Annotated in this window: 14 protein-coding genes; 10 read left to right on the top strand and 4 right to left on the bottom strand. The window is 72.0% G+C overall.

From position 1 onward, the window contains the following. Window positions 1-40 precede the first annotated feature (40 nt). Genes O3438_RS11320 through O3438_RS11310 form a run of 3 tightly spaced genes read left to right on the top strand, consistent with a single transcriptional unit; the run spans window position 41 to window position 3,198 of the window. Window positions 41-1,495 (top strand): aldehyde dehydrogenase family protein, encoded by a 1,455-nt coding sequence (locus O3438_RS11320; protein ID WP_269679927.1) that lies wholly within the window; start codon window positions 41-43, stop codon window positions 1,493-1,495. Continuing rightward, window positions 1,492-2,604: an alcohol dehydrogenase catalytic domain-containing protein gene (locus O3438_RS11315; RefSeq protein ID WP_269679926.1), complete on the top strand. Its 1,113-nt coding sequence runs from the start codon at window positions 1,492-1,494 to the stop codon at window positions 2,602-2,604. The genes O3438_RS11320 and O3438_RS11315 overlap by 4 nt, the downstream gene beginning before the upstream one ends. 54 nt (window positions 2,605-2,658) lie before the next feature. Next, complete coding sequence (locus O3438_RS11310; protein WP_269679925.1) at window positions 2,659-3,198, top strand: GNAT family N-acetyltransferase; 540 nt, start codon at window positions 2,659-2,661, stop codon at window positions 3,196-3,198. Between the two features lie 42 nt (window positions 3,199-3,240). On the opposite strand, the gene O3438_RS11305 is transcribed toward O3438_RS11310, so the two are convergent. Together O3438_RS11305 and O3438_RS11300 are read right to left on the bottom strand one after the other, a co-directional pair. Further along, a complete protein-coding gene (locus O3438_RS11305) occupies window positions 3,241-3,717 on the bottom strand; it encodes a VOC family protein (protein ID WP_269679924.1) in 477 nt (158 codons plus the stop codon). A 23-nt stretch (window positions 3,718-3,740) separates the two neighbouring features. Then, window positions 3,741-4,598 carry an SPFH domain-containing protein gene (locus O3438_RS11300; protein WP_269679923.1) on the bottom strand — a complete coding sequence of 286 codons (858 nt, stop codon included), beginning with the start codon at window positions 4,596-4,598 and terminating at the stop codon, window positions 3,741-3,743. A 148-nt stretch (window positions 4,599-4,746) separates the two neighbouring features. Between O3438_RS11300 and O3438_RS11295 the strand changes: the two genes are divergently transcribed. The 3 genes from O3438_RS11295 to O3438_RS11285 all read left to right on the top strand — a co-directional run bounded on the left by O3438_RS11295 (window position 4,747) and on the right by O3438_RS11285 (window position 7,718). Further along, window positions 4,747-5,448, top strand: a complete 702-nt coding sequence (locus O3438_RS11295; RefSeq protein ID WP_269679922.1) for a transcriptional regulator — start codon at window positions 4,747-4,749, stop codon at window positions 5,446-5,448. 81 nt (window positions 5,449-5,529) lie between these two features. Beyond that, the gene (locus tag O3438_RS11290; protein WP_269679921.1) at window positions 5,530-7,098 is read left to right on the top strand and encodes an MFS transporter; all 1,569 of its coding nucleotides are present in this window, start codon (window positions 5,530-5,532) and stop codon (window positions 7,096-7,098) included. 11 nt (window positions 7,099-7,109) lie between these two features. Continuing rightward, on the top strand, window positions 7,110-7,718 hold the full coding sequence (locus tag O3438_RS11285) for a TetR/AcrR family transcriptional regulator (protein ID WP_269679920.1): 609 nt from the start codon (window positions 7,110-7,112) through the stop codon (window positions 7,716-7,718). Between the two features lie 62 nt (window positions 7,719-7,780). Here O3438_RS11285 and O3438_RS11280 read toward each other — a convergent pair whose 3' ends face one another. Both O3438_RS11280 and O3438_RS11275 read right to left on the bottom strand, forming a co-directional pair. Further along, the gene (locus tag O3438_RS11280; RefSeq protein WP_269679919.1) at window positions 7,781-9,700 is read right to left on the bottom strand and encodes a helix-turn-helix domain-containing protein; all 1,920 of its coding nucleotides are present in this window, start codon (window positions 9,698-9,700) and stop codon (window positions 7,781-7,783) included. A gap of 14 nt (window positions 9,701-9,714) precedes the next feature. Further along, window positions 9,715-10,497, bottom strand: a complete 783-nt coding sequence (locus tag O3438_RS11275; protein ID WP_269679918.1) for a 3-hydroxybutyrate dehydrogenase — start codon at window positions 10,495-10,497, stop codon at window positions 9,715-9,717. A 615-nt stretch (window positions 10,498-11,112) separates the two neighbouring features. Between O3438_RS11275 and ruvC the strand changes: the two genes are divergently transcribed. From ruvC to yajC, 4 genes are all read left to right on the top strand, one after another. Beyond that, on the top strand, window positions 11,113-11,640 hold the full coding sequence (ruvC, locus tag O3438_RS11270; RefSeq protein WP_269679917.1) for a crossover junction endodeoxyribonuclease RuvC: 528 nt from the start codon (window positions 11,113-11,115) through the stop codon (window positions 11,638-11,640). After that, window positions 11,637-12,239 (top strand): Holliday junction branch migration protein RuvA, encoded by a 603-nt coding sequence (gene ruvA, locus O3438_RS11265; protein ID WP_145783848.1) that lies wholly within the window; start codon window positions 11,637-11,639, stop codon window positions 12,237-12,239. Before ruvC ends, ruvA begins: the two co-directional genes overlap by 4 nt. A gap of 148 nt (window positions 12,240-12,387) precedes the next feature. Then, window positions 12,388-13,455, top strand: a complete 1,068-nt coding sequence (gene ruvB, locus O3438_RS11260) for a Holliday junction branch migration DNA helicase RuvB (RefSeq protein ID WP_269679916.1) — start codon at window positions 12,388-12,390, stop codon at window positions 13,453-13,455. Window positions 13,456-13,578: 123 nt separating this feature from the next. Further along, on the top strand, window positions 13,579-13,935 hold the full coding sequence (yajC, locus tag O3438_RS11255; RefSeq protein ID WP_269679915.1) for a preprotein translocase subunit YajC: 357 nt from the start codon (window positions 13,579-13,581) through the stop codon (window positions 13,933-13,935). Window positions 13,936-14,178 lie beyond the last annotated feature (243 nt).

Below are 14,178 nucleotides of genomic sequence, written 5' to 3'. Positions count from 1 at the left end.
CCCGTCGCCATCGCCGGTCGCCCACCCCCGAAGGGACGACATGGACCTCGCCGCCCCGCCGTCGCCGCTGCCCGACGCCCTGCGCCTCCGGCGCCACCTGCACCTCGGCGGCGACTGGACGTCCCCCGCCGACGTCGAGCTGATCGACGTGGAGAACCCGAGCACCGGTGAGCTGGTCGGTCAGGTGCCGGCCGGCACCCCGGCCGACGTGGACGCGGCCGTGGCCGCGGCCCGCGGCGCGTTCCCCGGTTGGTCGGCGACCGCCCCCGCCGAGCGCTCCGCGCACCTGGACCGGCTGCACGCCGCGCTCGCCTCGCGTGCCGACGACCTCGCCCGCACCATCGCCGTGGAGCTGGGCGCACCGCTCAAGCTCGCCACCCGGGTGCAGGTCGGGCTGCCGCTGACCGTCCTGCGCGACCACGTCGCGCTCGCCGCCCGCGCGCCGGTCGAGGAGAGCATCGGCAACTCCCTCGTCGTCCGCGAGCCGATCGGCGTGGTCGGCGCGATCACCCCGTGGAACTACCCCCTGCACCAGGTGATGGCGAAACTGGCCCCCGCCCTGGCTGCCGGCTGCACCGTGGTGCTGAAGCCCAGCGAGTTGACCCCGCTGACCGCGTACCTGCTCTTCGACGCGGTCACCGAGGCCGGGCTGCCGCCGGGGGTGCTCAACCTGGTGACCGGCACCGGGCCGGTGGTCGGTGAGGCGCTGGCCGGGCATCCCGACGTCGACCTGGTGTCGTTCACCGGATCCACCGCCACCGGCGCCCGGATCATGCGCCTCGCCGCCGACCGGATCGCCCGGGTCGCGCTGGAGTTGGGCGGCAAGTCCGCCAACGTGATCCTCCCCGACGCCGACCTGGGCACCGCGGTCAAGGTGGGCGTCGGCAACGCCCTGCTCAACTCCGGCCAGACCTGCACCGCGTGGACGCGGATGTTGGTGCACCGCGACCGGTACGACGAGGCGCTCGACCTGGTCGCCACGGCGGTCGCGGGCTACCGGCTCGGCGACCCGTTCGACCCGGCCACCCGCCTCGGCCCGCTGGTCTCCGCCGCCCAGGCGGACCGGGTGCGTGGCCATATCGATCGGGCCCTGGCCGACGGCGCACGGCTGGTCGTCGGTGGCCCGGACGCCCCGGTGCCGCCCCAGGGGCACTTCGTCGCGCCGACCGTCTTCGCCGACGTGCATCCCGACAGCGCGCTCGCCCAGGAGGAGGTCTTCGGCCCGGTGCTCGCCGTCATCCCGTTCAGCGACACCGACGAGGCGGTCGCCATCGCCAACAACTCCAAATACGGGCTGGCCGGTGCGGTCTGGTCCGCCGACACCGACGCGGCGCTCGCGGTGGCCCGTCGGCTGCGCACCGGCGCGGTGGACGTCAACGGTGCGCCGTTCAACCCGCTCGCCCCGTTCGGTGGCTACAAGCAGTCCGGGCTCGGCCGGGAGTTGGGCGTGCACGGGCTCGCCGAGTTCTGCGAGCTGAAGGCGATCCAGCGATGAGCGGCCCGGAGACGACCCCCGCCGCGCCGGTCACCGTTCGCGCGCTGGTCGCGCGGGGGTCCGGCGCCGAGCTGCGGATCGAGAGGGTACGCCTGCCCGCTCCCGGCCCCGGCGAGGTCCGGGTGAGGATCACCGCCGCCGGGGTCTGCCACTCCGACCTGTCGATGGCCAACGGCACCCTCGCCGCGAGGTTCCCGCTGGTGCTCGGGCATGAGGCGACCGGCGTGGTGGCCGCGACCGGGCCGGGCGTGGAGCTGGCCGTCGGCACCCCGGTGGTCCTCAACTGGGCGCCGGCCTGCCGGGCCTGCTGGTGGTGCCGACGTGGCGAACCGTGGCTCTGCGCCGCCACCACCGCTCCGACCGTGCCCCGCGGCGAGACCGACGACGGCGTACCGCTGCACCTGACCCTCGGCCTCGGCGCGCTCGCCGAGGCGGTGGTGGTGCCCGAACGCGCCGTCATCCCGATCCCGGCCGGGCTGCCACCCGAGCAGGCCGCCCTGCTCGGCTGTGCGGTGCTCACGGGCGTCGGCGCGGTCGGCAACACGGCGCGGGTGGCAACCGGTGAGAGCGTGGCAGTGGTCGGGCTCGGCGGGGTCGGCCTCGCCGTCCTGGCCGCCGCCCGCCGGGCCGGTGCCACGACGATCCTCGCCGTCGACGTCGCCGAGGCCAAGCGCGATCTCGCGCTCGCCGCCGGGGCGACCGACTTCCTGCTCTCCGACGACCGGCTCTCCAAGGAGATCCGCGCACGCACCGAAGGCCGGGGCGTCGACCACGCGTTCGAGTGCGTCGGCCGGGCCGCCACCATCCGCGCCGCCTGGCGGCTCACCCGGCGCGGGGGAGCGGTGACGGTGGTCGGCATGGGCGCCAAGGACGACATGGTCAGCCTCGGCGCGCTGGACATCTTCCACTCCGCCCGTACCCTGCGCTCCTCGGTCTACGGCTCGTCCGACCCGGACCGGGAGGTGCCGGTGCTGGCCGCCGCCCTCGCCGACGGCGCACTCAATCTGGGCGTGTTGGTCAGCGGCACGATCGGGCTGGACGAGGCACCCATGGCGTTCGATCGGCTGGCGCGCGGCGAGGGGGCTCGCTGGGTGGTCACACTGGACTGAGCGTCCGTCCGGAACGGGGTCGTGGGCCTGCGTGGTGGCTGTTAGCGTTGCGGCATGTTCGCCACCGGGCGGGTCCGACTGCGCCCGCCCACTCCCGACGACGCGCCGAACATGTTCCGTCTGTACGTGGATCCCGAGTTGCATCTGCTCACCGACGGCGAGCCGTTCCTGCCGCCGCACGTCGGCCAGATCCGGGCCCGGCTGGAGAAGAAGGTCACCGACCCGCCCGACGGCCAGGCCAATGTGTCGCTGGTGGCGGAGACCGTTGCCGACGGCACGTTCCTCGGTGGCAGCGTGCTGTGGGGGATCAGCGCGTTCAACCAGTTCGCCCACCTCGGCATCTCCCTGCTTCCCGAGGCACGTGGCCAGGGTTACGGCACCGAGGTGATCCGGCTGCTCTGCCGGTACGGCTTCCGCAACCGCAACCTGCGCCGTTTGGAGCTGGAGACGCTGGCCACCAACACGGCCATGCGGCGCACCGCGGAGGCGTGCGGCTTCACGCACGAAGGCACCCTGCGGGAGCGCGAGTACGACGGCGACGGCTTCTCGGACATGGTGATCTACGGGCTGCTCCGGCGCGACTGGACGCCGTAGCCGGAGGCCCGGCTGCGGCGTCCGGTCGCGATGCCCGGGGTGTTATCCGGTCTGCTCGGCCAGTGCGATGGCGATGCCGGCGGGGCCGCGCAGGTAGCAGAGCCGGTAGCTGTTCTCGTACTGCACCAGCTCGCCGATGAGTTCGGCTCCGTGCGGGCGCAGACGGTCGAGGATGTCGTCCATGTCGTCGACGGCGAACATGATGCGATGGGCGCCCAGCGTGTTCGTCGGCGCGCCCGGGTCACCCTCTCGGCTGGGCGGCGTCTGGTATTTGGTCAGCTCGACCCGTCCGTTGCCGTCCGGGGTGCGCATCATCGCGATGTCCGAGCGCACTCCCTCCAGGCCGACGAGGCGATCCACCGCGCTGCCCTCGACTGTCGCCTCGCCTTCCAGCTCAAGTCCGAGTTCGACGAAGAACGCCACGGCGGCGGCGAGGTCGTCGACGACGATGGCGACGTTGTCCATCCGCTGGATCGTCCCTCGCCGAGGCTGCGGGCCTCGCACGCTGGCGTCGGTCATGATGCTCTCCTCTCGGGCGGTCGTCACTTGCCGGTGACGATGCCCGGGTTGATGCAGAGGCCCGGGTTGGCGCCGTTCTTCTCCGCGATCTCCAGACAGCGGGTCACCTTGTCGACCTTGGCATTGGTCTCGGTGATCTGCTTGGAGATCTCGGCGTTCTTGCGATCCTGCTCCAGGTTGCGGGTCTGGGCCAGCTTGTCCTGGAACGCCTTGATGTTGCCCTCGGTCTTGTCGTCGTGGTTTACCCGGGTGATGGTGACCGAGAGGATGTCCACGTCGGTGGCGAGGCGGGTCTCCGCGCTGGTCTTGATGTTCGCCGCGAAGGGCTTCAGGTCGACGTTGAGGTCCCCGGTCTGGGCGTCGATCTTCTCGAGCGGGTTGTACGCGGCGAACGCGTCGTTGACCGCGCTGTCGAGCTGCACACCCACCCGCTGGCCCCGGAAGCTTTCGAAGTCCCCCTTGTAGTCCATGAACTGCTTCGGCGCGTTCTCCGGCTTGACCTGCCACTCGACGAGCACCTCGACGCACGCGTCGGCGAGCGTGCCGGTGCGGACCCGTACGCAGTTGTCGCCGCCGATGTGGTCGTACTTCTGCCGGCCGGCGTCCCACTCGCCGACCTTCTGCCACGGCGCCACCCACTTCAGCCCCGAGCCGGTCACCTCGCCGGTGGGCTTGCCGAAGCTGGTGACGATGCCGACCGAGCGGATGGGCACCGAGTGGGCGCTGGCGGTGACGCCGACCAGCAGGGTGAGGGCGAGGAAGACGAGCGCCGCGAGGGCGGCCATCCGCTTCAACGGCCGCGCGGGCGCGACCAGGGCCAGGACGGCGCTGACCGCCAGGGCGACGGCGAAGACGATCGCCATGGTGAAGCCGACGGGCATGGGGTGGGACCTTCCGCTGGGCTGTGTGGATCATCAACCTAGGAGACCGGGTCAAGCCGGTGACGTGCGGGAGTGAGGTTCGCGCACGCCCGCCCGCGGTCAAATCCGCGACGGCGCATCCACGGCGCGTTGTTTCAGCGAATCCCGGGTGGAAACCATCTACCCGGGGGTACGTCTGGTGCTGACCGATCCGATGCCGGCCGAGGCTGTGGAGATCGCGCACAAGCAGGTCCTGTCGGCAGCCGAGGACCTGGACGGTCACGGCGTCGCCACGCTGGCGCTGGAACTGGCGGAGGCGTGGGGAGTGTCGGCGTTCTGGGAGCAGGTCTGCCGCCCGTTGCTGGCTCGGCTGCCGGGGCGGACCGCCGCGGAGGTCGTCGTCGAGCACGCCCTCAGCGAGGGTGTCCGGGTCGCGTTCGACGTGTACCGGCGCGAGCCGGGCCGCCCACTGCCCGCCGGCGGGTTGCTGCTGGCCGGCGTCGAGAGGGAGGCCCACAACCTCGGCCTGCAGGCGCTGGCGGCCGCGCTGCGGGAACAGGGGCGGGGCTGTCTGAATCTCGGCCCGACGTTGCCCTGGCCGGCGCTGGCCGGCGCGGTTCACCGCGCGCGCCCGCACACCGTGGTGCTCTGGTCGCAGACGCCGGTCACGGGCCGCGCGTACCGGCTGGTGCGCTTCGCCCGGGACTTCCCCCACCTGCGGGTGTACGGCGCCGGGCCGGGCTGGATCGAGCCGCTGACCCGGCCGGCGGCGCACCTCGGCTCGCTGCCGGACGCGGTCGCTGCCTGTCTGGACGTGCCTCCGGGGGGTGATGCCCACCACATACGATACGGATCGGTGCCGTATCGTTAATGGGGGTCGTAGGCTGACCCACGTTACGAGTCTGACCCGTATCGTATTGCGCCGCGGGTGAAGCGTGGGGGGAAACCAGGCATGGAGCTGCACAACAACACGGGCCACCCGAGGAGGTGGGCGATCCTGGGGGTGCTGGTGATCAGCCTCCTCGTGGTCGTCCTCGACAACACGATCCTCAACGTGGCCCTGCGCACCCTGGCCGACCCGGTGCACGGCCTCGGCGCCAGCCAGGGTCAGCTGGAGTGGGCCATCAACTCCTACACGCTGGTCTTCGCCGGGCTGCTGTTCACCTTCGGAGTTCTCGGCGACCGTGCCGGGCGCAAGCGTTTCCTGATGGTCGGTCTGGCGCTGTTCGGCCTGGCGTCGCTGCTCTCCGCGTACGCCCAGAGCCCTGGCCAGCTCATCGCGGCCCGCGCCCTCATGGGCGTCGGCGGCGCGGCCATCATGCCGGTGACCCTGTCGATCATCTCCAACGTCTTCGACCCGCGTGAGCGTGGCCGGGCCATCGGTGTCTGGGCCGGTGCCGTCGGTCTCGCCGTGGCCATCGGCCCGATCCTCGGCGGCGCGCTGCTGGAGCACTTCTGGTGGGGCTCGGTCTTCCTGATCAACGTGCCGGTCGTCGTCGCCGGCGTGGTCCTGGTGGCCCTGCTGGTCCCCGAGTCGCGGGACCCACGCCCGGGCCGCGTCGACGTGCTCGGCGTCCTGCTCTCCGTGGTCGGTCTGGTCGCCCTGTCCTACGGCATCATCGACGGCGGCGAGCACGGCTTCGACCGCCCGATGGCCTGGGGCTCGATCCTCGTCGGCATCGCTGTGCTGGCCTGGTTCGTCCAGCACGAGCGGCGCAGCGACCACCCGTCGCTGGACGTCCGACTGTTCAAGGTGCCCCGCTTCGCCGCCCCGGTCGCCATCGTCGGCCTGGTGTTCTTCGCCGCGATGGGCTCGATGTTCTTCGGCTCGTTCTACCTTCAGCTGGTGCGGGGCTACAGCCCGCTGGAGACCGGTCTGCTCTTCCTGCCCTTCGCCGGCGCCCAGCTGATCTTCGCGCCCCGCAGCGCCGCGATGGTCCGCCGCTACGGCGGCAAGGCCGTCGCCACGGTGGGGCTGGCGCTGACCGTGATCTCGCTCGCCGCGTTCGTCTTCATCGGCGCCTCCACCCCGATCTGGGTCGTGCTGCTCGTCTTCCTCATCCAGGGCGCTGGGATGGCAAACATCATGCCGCCGGCCACCGAGTCGATCATGTCGGCGCTGCCGCGCGAGAAGGCCGGTGTCGGCTCCGCCGTCAGCAACACCATCCGTCAGGTGGCCGGTGCGCTCGGTGTCGCGGTCCTCGGCTCCGTGCTCTCCGCGGTCTACCGCAGCGACATCGGTGACGCGCTGACCGGGCTGCCCACCGGTGCCCGCGACGCGGCCAACGAGTCGATCTCCGGGGCGTACGCGGCGGCAGGCCAGCTCGGCCCGGCGGCGCCAGCGCTGATCTCGGCCGCCAACGACGCCTTCGTCACCGCCATGCACTGGGCGGCCGGGCTCTCCGGGATCATCGCCGCCCTCGGAATCATCGTGGTGCTGCGCTGGATGCCCGGTCGGGAGGACACCAGCCTCGCCCCGGCGGCCCCGGTCGCCGAGCCCGAGTTGGCCGGCACGGCATAGGTCCGGGGAGAATGTCGGACATGACGTCCACTGCCGATGCTCCGCGGTCGCCCGGGCGACCGCGGAGCATCCGCGCCGACGAGGCGATCATCGAAGCCACCCTCGACCTGCTCGCCGAGGGCAGCACCATCGAGGCGCTCTCGATCGAGGCCATCGCCGCCCGTGCCGGGGTCGGCAAGGCCACCATCTACCGCCGCTGGGCCGGCAAGGACGCCCTGCTGCTCGACGCGCTGCGGCGACTCAAGGGCGTCCTGGCGAAGCCGGCCGGTCACTCCGTCCGCGACGACCTGGTGCTGCTGGTCGGCGCAATCGGCAAGAACGTCGACCCACGAGCGGCGAAGATCATGCCCTGCCTGGTGCCCGCGGTGAACCGCAGCGCGGACCAGTTCCAGCTCTACCAGAACATCATCTCGCCCCGCCGGCAGCTGATGCGCGAGGTGCTGCGACGCGGCATCGACGAGGGTGTGCTCCGCGCCGACATCGACGTGGAGGTGACGATGGCGCTGCTCACCGGGCCCATGCTGATCCAGCGGGTGTTGCAGTGGAACCCGGACCTGGACGAGCAGACCCTGCCCGAACGGGTCGTCGACGCCGTCCTGGAGGGCATCCGCGCCCGCTGACCCGGCGTACCGGGCCGGGCGTGGCTCTGCACGCCGGGCCCGGGGTCGGGCTGGTGGGGCGGTCAGCCGGCCGGTGCGCGCAGCCGGTGCAGGCGCAGCGCCAGCTGCACCTCCAACGCCCGGTCAGGCCGTTGCCAGTCGGCGCCGAGCAACTGCCCCACCCGCTCCAGCCGCTGGGTCACCGTGTTGACGTGCACGTGCAGTTGCTCGGCGGCCCGGGCCAGGCTGCCACCCACCCCGAAGTACGCCTCCAGCGTCTTCACCAGGGCCGTCCCGCGCCGGGCGTCGTAGTCGACCACCGGCCCGACGGTGGCGCTGAGGAACTCGGTCACGTCCTTCTCGCCCCGGTCACCCACCGTTCCCAGCAGCAACCCGACGAACCCCAGCTCCACGGTGCTCGCACCCTGACCGGAGCGGCCCAGAGCGCCCAGCGCGGTGAGGCACCGGTCCGCCTCCTGGAACGTGGCGGCCAGCTTCCCCGGCCCGTTCGACGGGCCACTCGCCCCGGCGGTCACCGGACGGCCGGTCACCCGGGACAGGTCCCGCGCCACCGCGCGAGCGCTGCCACCCGCGTCCTGCCCCGGCAGCATCAGCACCACCCGGCCGTCGCGTGCCGCCGCCAGTCCGCCGCGCGCCGAGGCGTACGTGGTGGCCCAGGACAGCACCCGCTGCCGAGCCGAGCCGGTCGCGGCGATCGCGGCGTCGCCCACCGCCACCAGCACGTGCGGCGCGTCCAGGTCCACCCCGAGCCGGCGGGCCCGGCTACGCAACGCGTCGGTGTCCCGCAGCGGGCGGGCGATCAGGTCGTCCAGCAGCTCGCCACGGACCCGACCCTCCGCCTCCGCGACCGTCCGACGGAACAACAGCAACAGCGCGGTCACCAGCGCGGCGCGCTCCAGGATCCGCTGATCGGCGTCGACCAGCTCGTCGTCCGGACGCAGCACCAGGGCGCCCAGGTTCTCCGTGCCCGCCACCACCGCCGCGTACCAGAGTGGGCTGCGGCGCACGCTGCGCCCCTCGGTACGCGACGCCGCGACCGCCTCGACGATGTCCGCACGGTCCGGCTCGTCGATCTCGCCCACCCGGGCCAGCAGACGGCCCTCGGCGTCCAGTGCCAGCAGCGCGCCGCCCAGCACCTCGGTCACCGCGGCCGCCACGTCCTCCACACCACCGCCGCGCAGCACCAGCGCCGTCATCCGGTCGTGTGCCGCCGCCGCCCGCTCCACCGAGCTGCTGTGCGCCCGGATGGTGGTGTTCGCCGCCGACAACTCGGCCAACGCCGAGCGGGTCTCGGTCAGCAGCCGGGCGGTGTCGATCGCCACCGCGGCGTGCGCGGCGAGGGAGACCAGCAGCGCCACCTCCTCCCGGACGAACGGCCGGGCCGACCGGTTCGCCGCGTAGAGCACGCCGATCGAGGTGGAGCCGAGCCGTAGCGGCACCCCGAGGATCGCCACGAGGCCCTCCTCCCCGACCCCGGCGTCGATCTCGCCGGTGTGGTGGAAGCGCGCGTCCTCGCCGTAGTTCGCGGTGACGTACGGAGCCCCGGACTGGGCCACCAGGCCACCGAGGCCGGCGCCCATCGGCAACCGAAGCCGCTGGAACCGGGCCGAGACGGACCCGTCGGTCACCCGCATGTAGGTGTCGCCGCGCTCGTCGTCGTTCAACGTCATGTAGGCCACGTCCGCGCCGAGCAGATTGCGGGCCCGGTGCACGATCGCCCGCAGCACGTCGTCGAGGTCACGTAGCCCGGCCAGGTCGCTGACCGTGTCGTACAGGCCGGACAGCTCCGTCTCGCGGCGGCGGCGGCGCTCCAACAACGCGCGGACCCGCAACGCCACCGACCTGGCCTGCTCCAGCTCGGCCAGCCGGTCGGGCGGCAACCCGGCGGCGCGGGCAGCCACCAACGGCCCCTCGAACTCGACCGCCGCGGCCTCCCGCGCGAGCAGCTCCAGGAACTCCACCGGCGATGACATGGTCGACATTGTGCTCGGGCCCACTAGTTGGCCGTCCAGCCCCCGTCGAGGGCGATCGACGCGCCGGTGATGAACGCCGCCGGCGGCGAGCAGAGGTACGCCAGCAGCTCGGCCACCTCCTCCGGCTCGATCAGTCGCTTGATCGCGGCCCGGGCCAGCATGATCTTCTCGATCACCTCGGTCTCGTCGATGCCGTGGCTGACCGCCTGGTCGGCGATCTGGCTCTCCACGAGTGCCGTGCGCACGTACGCCGGGTTGATGCAGTTGGCCGTCACTCCGTGCGCGGCGCCCTCCAACGCGACCACCTTCGACAGCCCTTCCAGGGCGTGCTTGGCCGAGACGTACGCGGCCTTGTACGGCGAGGCACGCAACCCGTGCACCGACGAGATGTTGACGACGCGCCCCCAACCACGGGCGTACATGTGGGGCAGAGCCCGGCGGATCAGCAGGAACGGCGCCTCCACCATCACCCGCTGGATGTACTCGAAGCGCTCGACCGGAAAGTCCTGAAGCGGCGCGACGTGCTGAAGCCCGGCGTTGTTCACGACGATGTCGACGTCCACGTCGAGGCGGTCCACCGCCGCCGCGTCGGACAGGTCCACACCCTCGGCCCGGCCGCCGGCCTCGGCGGCCACCGCCTTCGCCGCATCCAGGTTGCGGTCCACCACGAGCACCTTCGCGCCGGCCGCGCCCAGTCGCAGGGCGCACGCCCGCCCGATGCCACTGCCACCCCCGGTTACCAGGGCGGTCCGGCCAGCGAGGTCAACCTGTACGACGTGGGGGACCGCCACGGGTTCTGCCGTCATGGCGCAAGAAGTTACGAGCTGCGCCCTCCCCGGCACATGGGTCGGCGACACATACTCCAGGGCGAAGCTGTGTGGTCCGCCCGCGCTCGCCGCTCGTCCGTCGCGCCGCGCCCTCGCCGCCGGCGCTCGCTGCCCGCGCTCGCCGCTCGTCCGTCGCGCCGCGCCCGTGCCAGCCGCGCCCACACCGCGCCGTCTGCGCCGTGCCGCATGCCCTGCCCGCCGTGCACCCCAGCAAGATCGCGCAACATCCAGGATGTAGTGGTGTCCCGGCGTTCCGTGGCCACTACATCCTGGATCGAGCGCAACCTTGACCGCTGTGGACCGTCTGACCCGCTCCCGGACCGTTCGGCGCGGTCCTCTTCGTCAAGATCCGCGCAATAACGGTGATGTTGCTGCCACTTGCACGTCGGAAGCAGCAACATCCCCGATGTTGTGACGATCTTGGCGTGGGGCGTGGGGCGTGGGGCGTGGGGCGTGGGGCGTGGGGCGTGGGGCGTGGGGCGTGGGGCGTGGGGCGGGTCAAGGCGCGGAGGGCGTGTCCCGTGGGGCTGGCGGGAAGGGCGACGGTTAGGGTGTCGAACACACGTACTGCTGACGGCTGGGGGAGGAGGCGGCGTGCGCGTGCTCGGTGTCGACCCGGGGTTGACCCGGTGTGGTGTGGGCGTGGTCGAGGGTGTGCCGGGACGGCCGTGCACTCTGGTCGCGTACTACGTGGTCTACACCGACCCGGCCGACGAGCTGCCGCTGCGCCTGCTGCACCTGGACCGGTCGTTGACCCAGCTGGTCGCGGAGCACAAGCCGGAGAGCGTCGCCGTGGAGCGGGTGTTCAGCCAGCACAACGTACGGACGGTGATGGGCACCGCGCAGGCCAGCGGCATCGCCGTGTTGGCCGGGGCGCGTGCCGGGTTGCCCGTGCAGACGTACACCCCGAGTGAGGTGAAGGCGGCCGTGACCGGGTCCGGTCAGGCCGACAAGGCGCAGATGACAGCGATGGTGACCCGGTTGCTGCGGCTGGCCGAGCCACCAAAGCCGGCCGATGCCGCCGACGCGCTGGCGTTGGCGATCTGTCACATCTGGCGCGGAGGGACCCGATCGAAGTTGGCGGCGGCGGCCGATCGGGCACGACGAGGAGGAACGCGATGATCGCCAGCGTGCGCGGCACGGTGACCGCGACGGGTCCAGACCAGGCGGTGATCGAGGTCGGCGGTGTCGGTCTGGCCGTGCACTGTGCCCCGGGGACGCTCGCGGACCTGCGGGTCGGCCAGGTCGCCCGGCTCGCCACCAGCCTCATCGTGCGGGAAGACTCGCTGACCCTCTACGGCTTCGCCGACGACGACGCCAAGTCGCTGTTCGAGCTGCTCCAGACCGCGAGCGGGGTGGGCCCGCGCCTGGCCCAGGCGGTGCTGGCCGTGCACACCCCGGACGCGGTACGCAAGGCGATCGCCAACGCCGACACGGCGGCGCTGACCCGGGTGCCCGGCATCGGTAAGAAGGGTGCCGAGCGTCTGGTGCTGGAGCTGCGCGACCGGATCGGTCCGGTGCCGATCGGCGCCGACGGTGCGGCCGGTGTGACCGGCGGGGCCTGGCCGGACCAGGTCCGGCAGGCACTCGTCGGGCTGGGCTGGACGGCCGGTCAGGCCGACCAGGCGGTGGCCGCCGTGGCGGAGACGATCGACGGTCCGACGCCGCCGGTGCCGGTCCTGCTCAAGCAGGCCATCCGCCTGCTGGGCCGTACCCGATGAGTCACCAGCGACGACGGAGGGCCGCAGCGGTGAGCGCGAGGAGTGAGCCGGTTTTGCGAGCCCCGCAGTCGCGATCGAAGAGCGGCGCGGTGAGCGCGAGGAGTGAGCCGGTTTTGCGAGCCCCGCAGTCGCGATCGAAGGCCGCCCGGTGAGCGAGACCGACGGGCTCGTCTCGGCGTACGTCAGCGACGCCGACCGGGACGCGGAGGCGACGGTCCGGCCGAAGCGGTTGGCCGAGTTCATCGCCCAGGACCGGGTACGCGACCAGCTCGACCTGTTGTTGCAGGGCGCGATGCGGCGGGGTTCGCCGCCGGACCACATCCTGCTCTCCGGCCCGCCGGGGCTGGGTAAGACGAGTCTGGCCAACATCGTCGCCGCCGAGTTGGGTGCGGGCATCCGGGTGACCAGCGGCCCCGCCATCGAGCGGTCCGGTGATCTGGCGGCCATCCTGACCAGCCTCGCCGAGGGTGACGTGCTCTTCATCGACGAGATCCACCGCATCGCGCGGCCGGCCGAGGAATTGCTCTACAGCGCGATGGAGGACTTCCGGGTCGACGTGGTGGTCGGCAAGGGTCCGGGGGCGACGGCGATCCCGTTGGACGTCGAGCCGTTCACCCTGGTCGGCGCGACGACCCGTTCGGGTCTGTTGACCGGGCCGATGCGGGACCGGTTCGGTTTCGTCGCGCACCTCGACTTCTACGCTCCGGCGGATCTGGAGACGTTGCTGCACCGTTCGGCGCGGATCCTCGGTGTGCCGATCACCGCCGAGGGTGCCGCCGAGGTCGCCGGACGGTCCCGGGGCACGCCCCGGATCGCCAACCGGTTGTTGCGCCGGGTGCGGGACTACGCGGAGGTGCGGGCCGACGGGGTGGTCAATCTGGCGACCGCCCGTGCCGCGTTGACGGTGTACGACGTGGACGCGCTCGGTCTGGACCGGTTGGACCGCGCGGTGTTGACCGCGTTGGTCGACTCGTTCCGGGGAGGTCCGGTGGGCCTGTCCACACTTGCGGTGGCGGTGGGGGAGCAGCCGGACACTGTCGAGGAGGTCTGCGAGCCGTTCCTGGTTCGGGCCGGTCTGTTGGCCCGTACGCCACGGGGGCGGGTGGCCACGGAGGCGGCTTGGCGTCACCTGGGGCGAACTCCGCCGAATGGTACATTTGGTGCAGATAGTCCGCCGGTGCCCGATCTGTTCTCCTTGGATACCGATCAGCCGTGATGTGAACGTGATCTGTGCCGCATTCGGTGTTCTCAGGTGCAGGGTTTAGACTTCGCCGCGGTCTGTACAGGACGTGAGAATCCGCCTCCGCTCCGGCACCCCCGGGTGTCCGGAAGGCGGCCAATGGGAAGGTCAGTAACCGTGCATTACGCAGCAGCGGGTGGCGGGGCCGGCGGTTTCACGCCGATCCTGATGATCGCCCTGCTCTTCGGTGTCATGTATTTCATGATGATCCGGCCCCAGCAGAAGCGCCGCAAAGAGGCGGAGGCGATGCAGTCCAACCTCGGCCCCGGCGACGAGGTCGTGACCATCGGTGGGCTCTACGGCACGGTCACCGGCATCGAGGACGACACTGTCCTGATCGAGGTCGCGCCTGGCGTGCAGACCCGCTACGCCCGTCCGGCCATCGCCCGGGTCGTCACCCGCGCGGAGCTGCCGAGCGAGCCGGTCACCGAGGACGCGGACACCGCGAAGGACTGACCGTCTCCACCCGGGGTGGTGGGTTCGGCGTACGGCTGGATCACGGTCTCCCGGGTCGCCGCGCCCGACGGGGCAGCGGACGAGACGTGAAAACTGGATAGTTGGGTCGACGCCGGGCGTCGGCACGTTCCCGTGACCGTCGGCGATTCGCGCCGCCCGGTCCTCGTGCCGGCCTCTCGTCGACTCAAGGCAGACCCGTCGGGCGGATCACCGGCCCGACACCGCCGTCGCTGCGCAGAGCGG

It is taken from the genome of Micromonospora sp. WMMC250 (assembly GCF_027460215.1).
GTDB classification, from domain to species: Bacteria; Actinomycetota; Actinomycetes; order Mycobacteriales; family Micromonosporaceae; genus Micromonospora; species Micromonospora taraxaci.
This window is presented reverse-complemented; position numbering and strand designations above follow the sequence as displayed.

Excerpts from the sequence above, each read along its gene's own strand:
- O3438_RS11305 (WP_269679924.1), bottom strand. The coding sequence starts at position 3,717 with ATGACCGACGCCAGCGTGCGAGGCCCGCAGCCTCGGCGAGGGACGATC.
- O3438_RS11315 (WP_269679926.1), top strand. The coding sequence starts at position 1,492 with ATGAGCGGCCCGGAGACGACCCCCGCCGCGCCGGTCACCGTTCGCGCG.
- O3438_RS11285 (WP_269679920.1), top strand. The coding sequence starts at position 7,110 with ATGTCGGACATGACGTCCACTGCCGATGCTCCGCGGTCGCCCGGGCGA.
- O3438_RS11300 (WP_269679923.1), bottom strand. The coding sequence starts at position 4,598 with ATGCCCGTCGGCTTCACCATGGCGATCGTCTTCGCCGTCGCCCTGGCG.
- yajC (WP_269679915.1), top strand. The coding sequence starts at position 13,579 with ATGGGAAGGTCAGTAACCGTGCATTACGCAGCAGCGGGTGGCGGGGCC.
- ruvA (WP_145783848.1), top strand. The coding sequence starts at position 11,637 with ATGATCGCCAGCGTGCGCGGCACGGTGACCGCGACGGGTCCAGACCAG.
- O3438_RS11320 (WP_269679927.1), top strand. The coding sequence starts at position 41 with ATGGACCTCGCCGCCCCGCCGTCGCCGCTGCCCGACGCCCTGCGCCTC.
- O3438_RS11290 (WP_269679921.1), top strand. The coding sequence starts at position 5,530 with ATGGAGCTGCACAACAACACGGGCCACCCGAGGAGGTGGGCGATCCTG.
- O3438_RS11280 (WP_269679919.1), bottom strand. The coding sequence starts at position 9,700 with ATGTCGACCATGTCATCGCCGGTGGAGTTCCTGGAGCTGCTCGCGCGG.
- O3438_RS11275 (WP_269679918.1), bottom strand. The coding sequence starts at position 10,497 with ATGACGGCAGAACCCGTGGCGGTCCCCCACGTCGTACAGGTTGACCTC.
- O3438_RS11310 (WP_269679925.1), top strand. The coding sequence starts at position 2,659 with ATGTTCGCCACCGGGCGGGTCCGACTGCGCCCGCCCACTCCCGACGAC.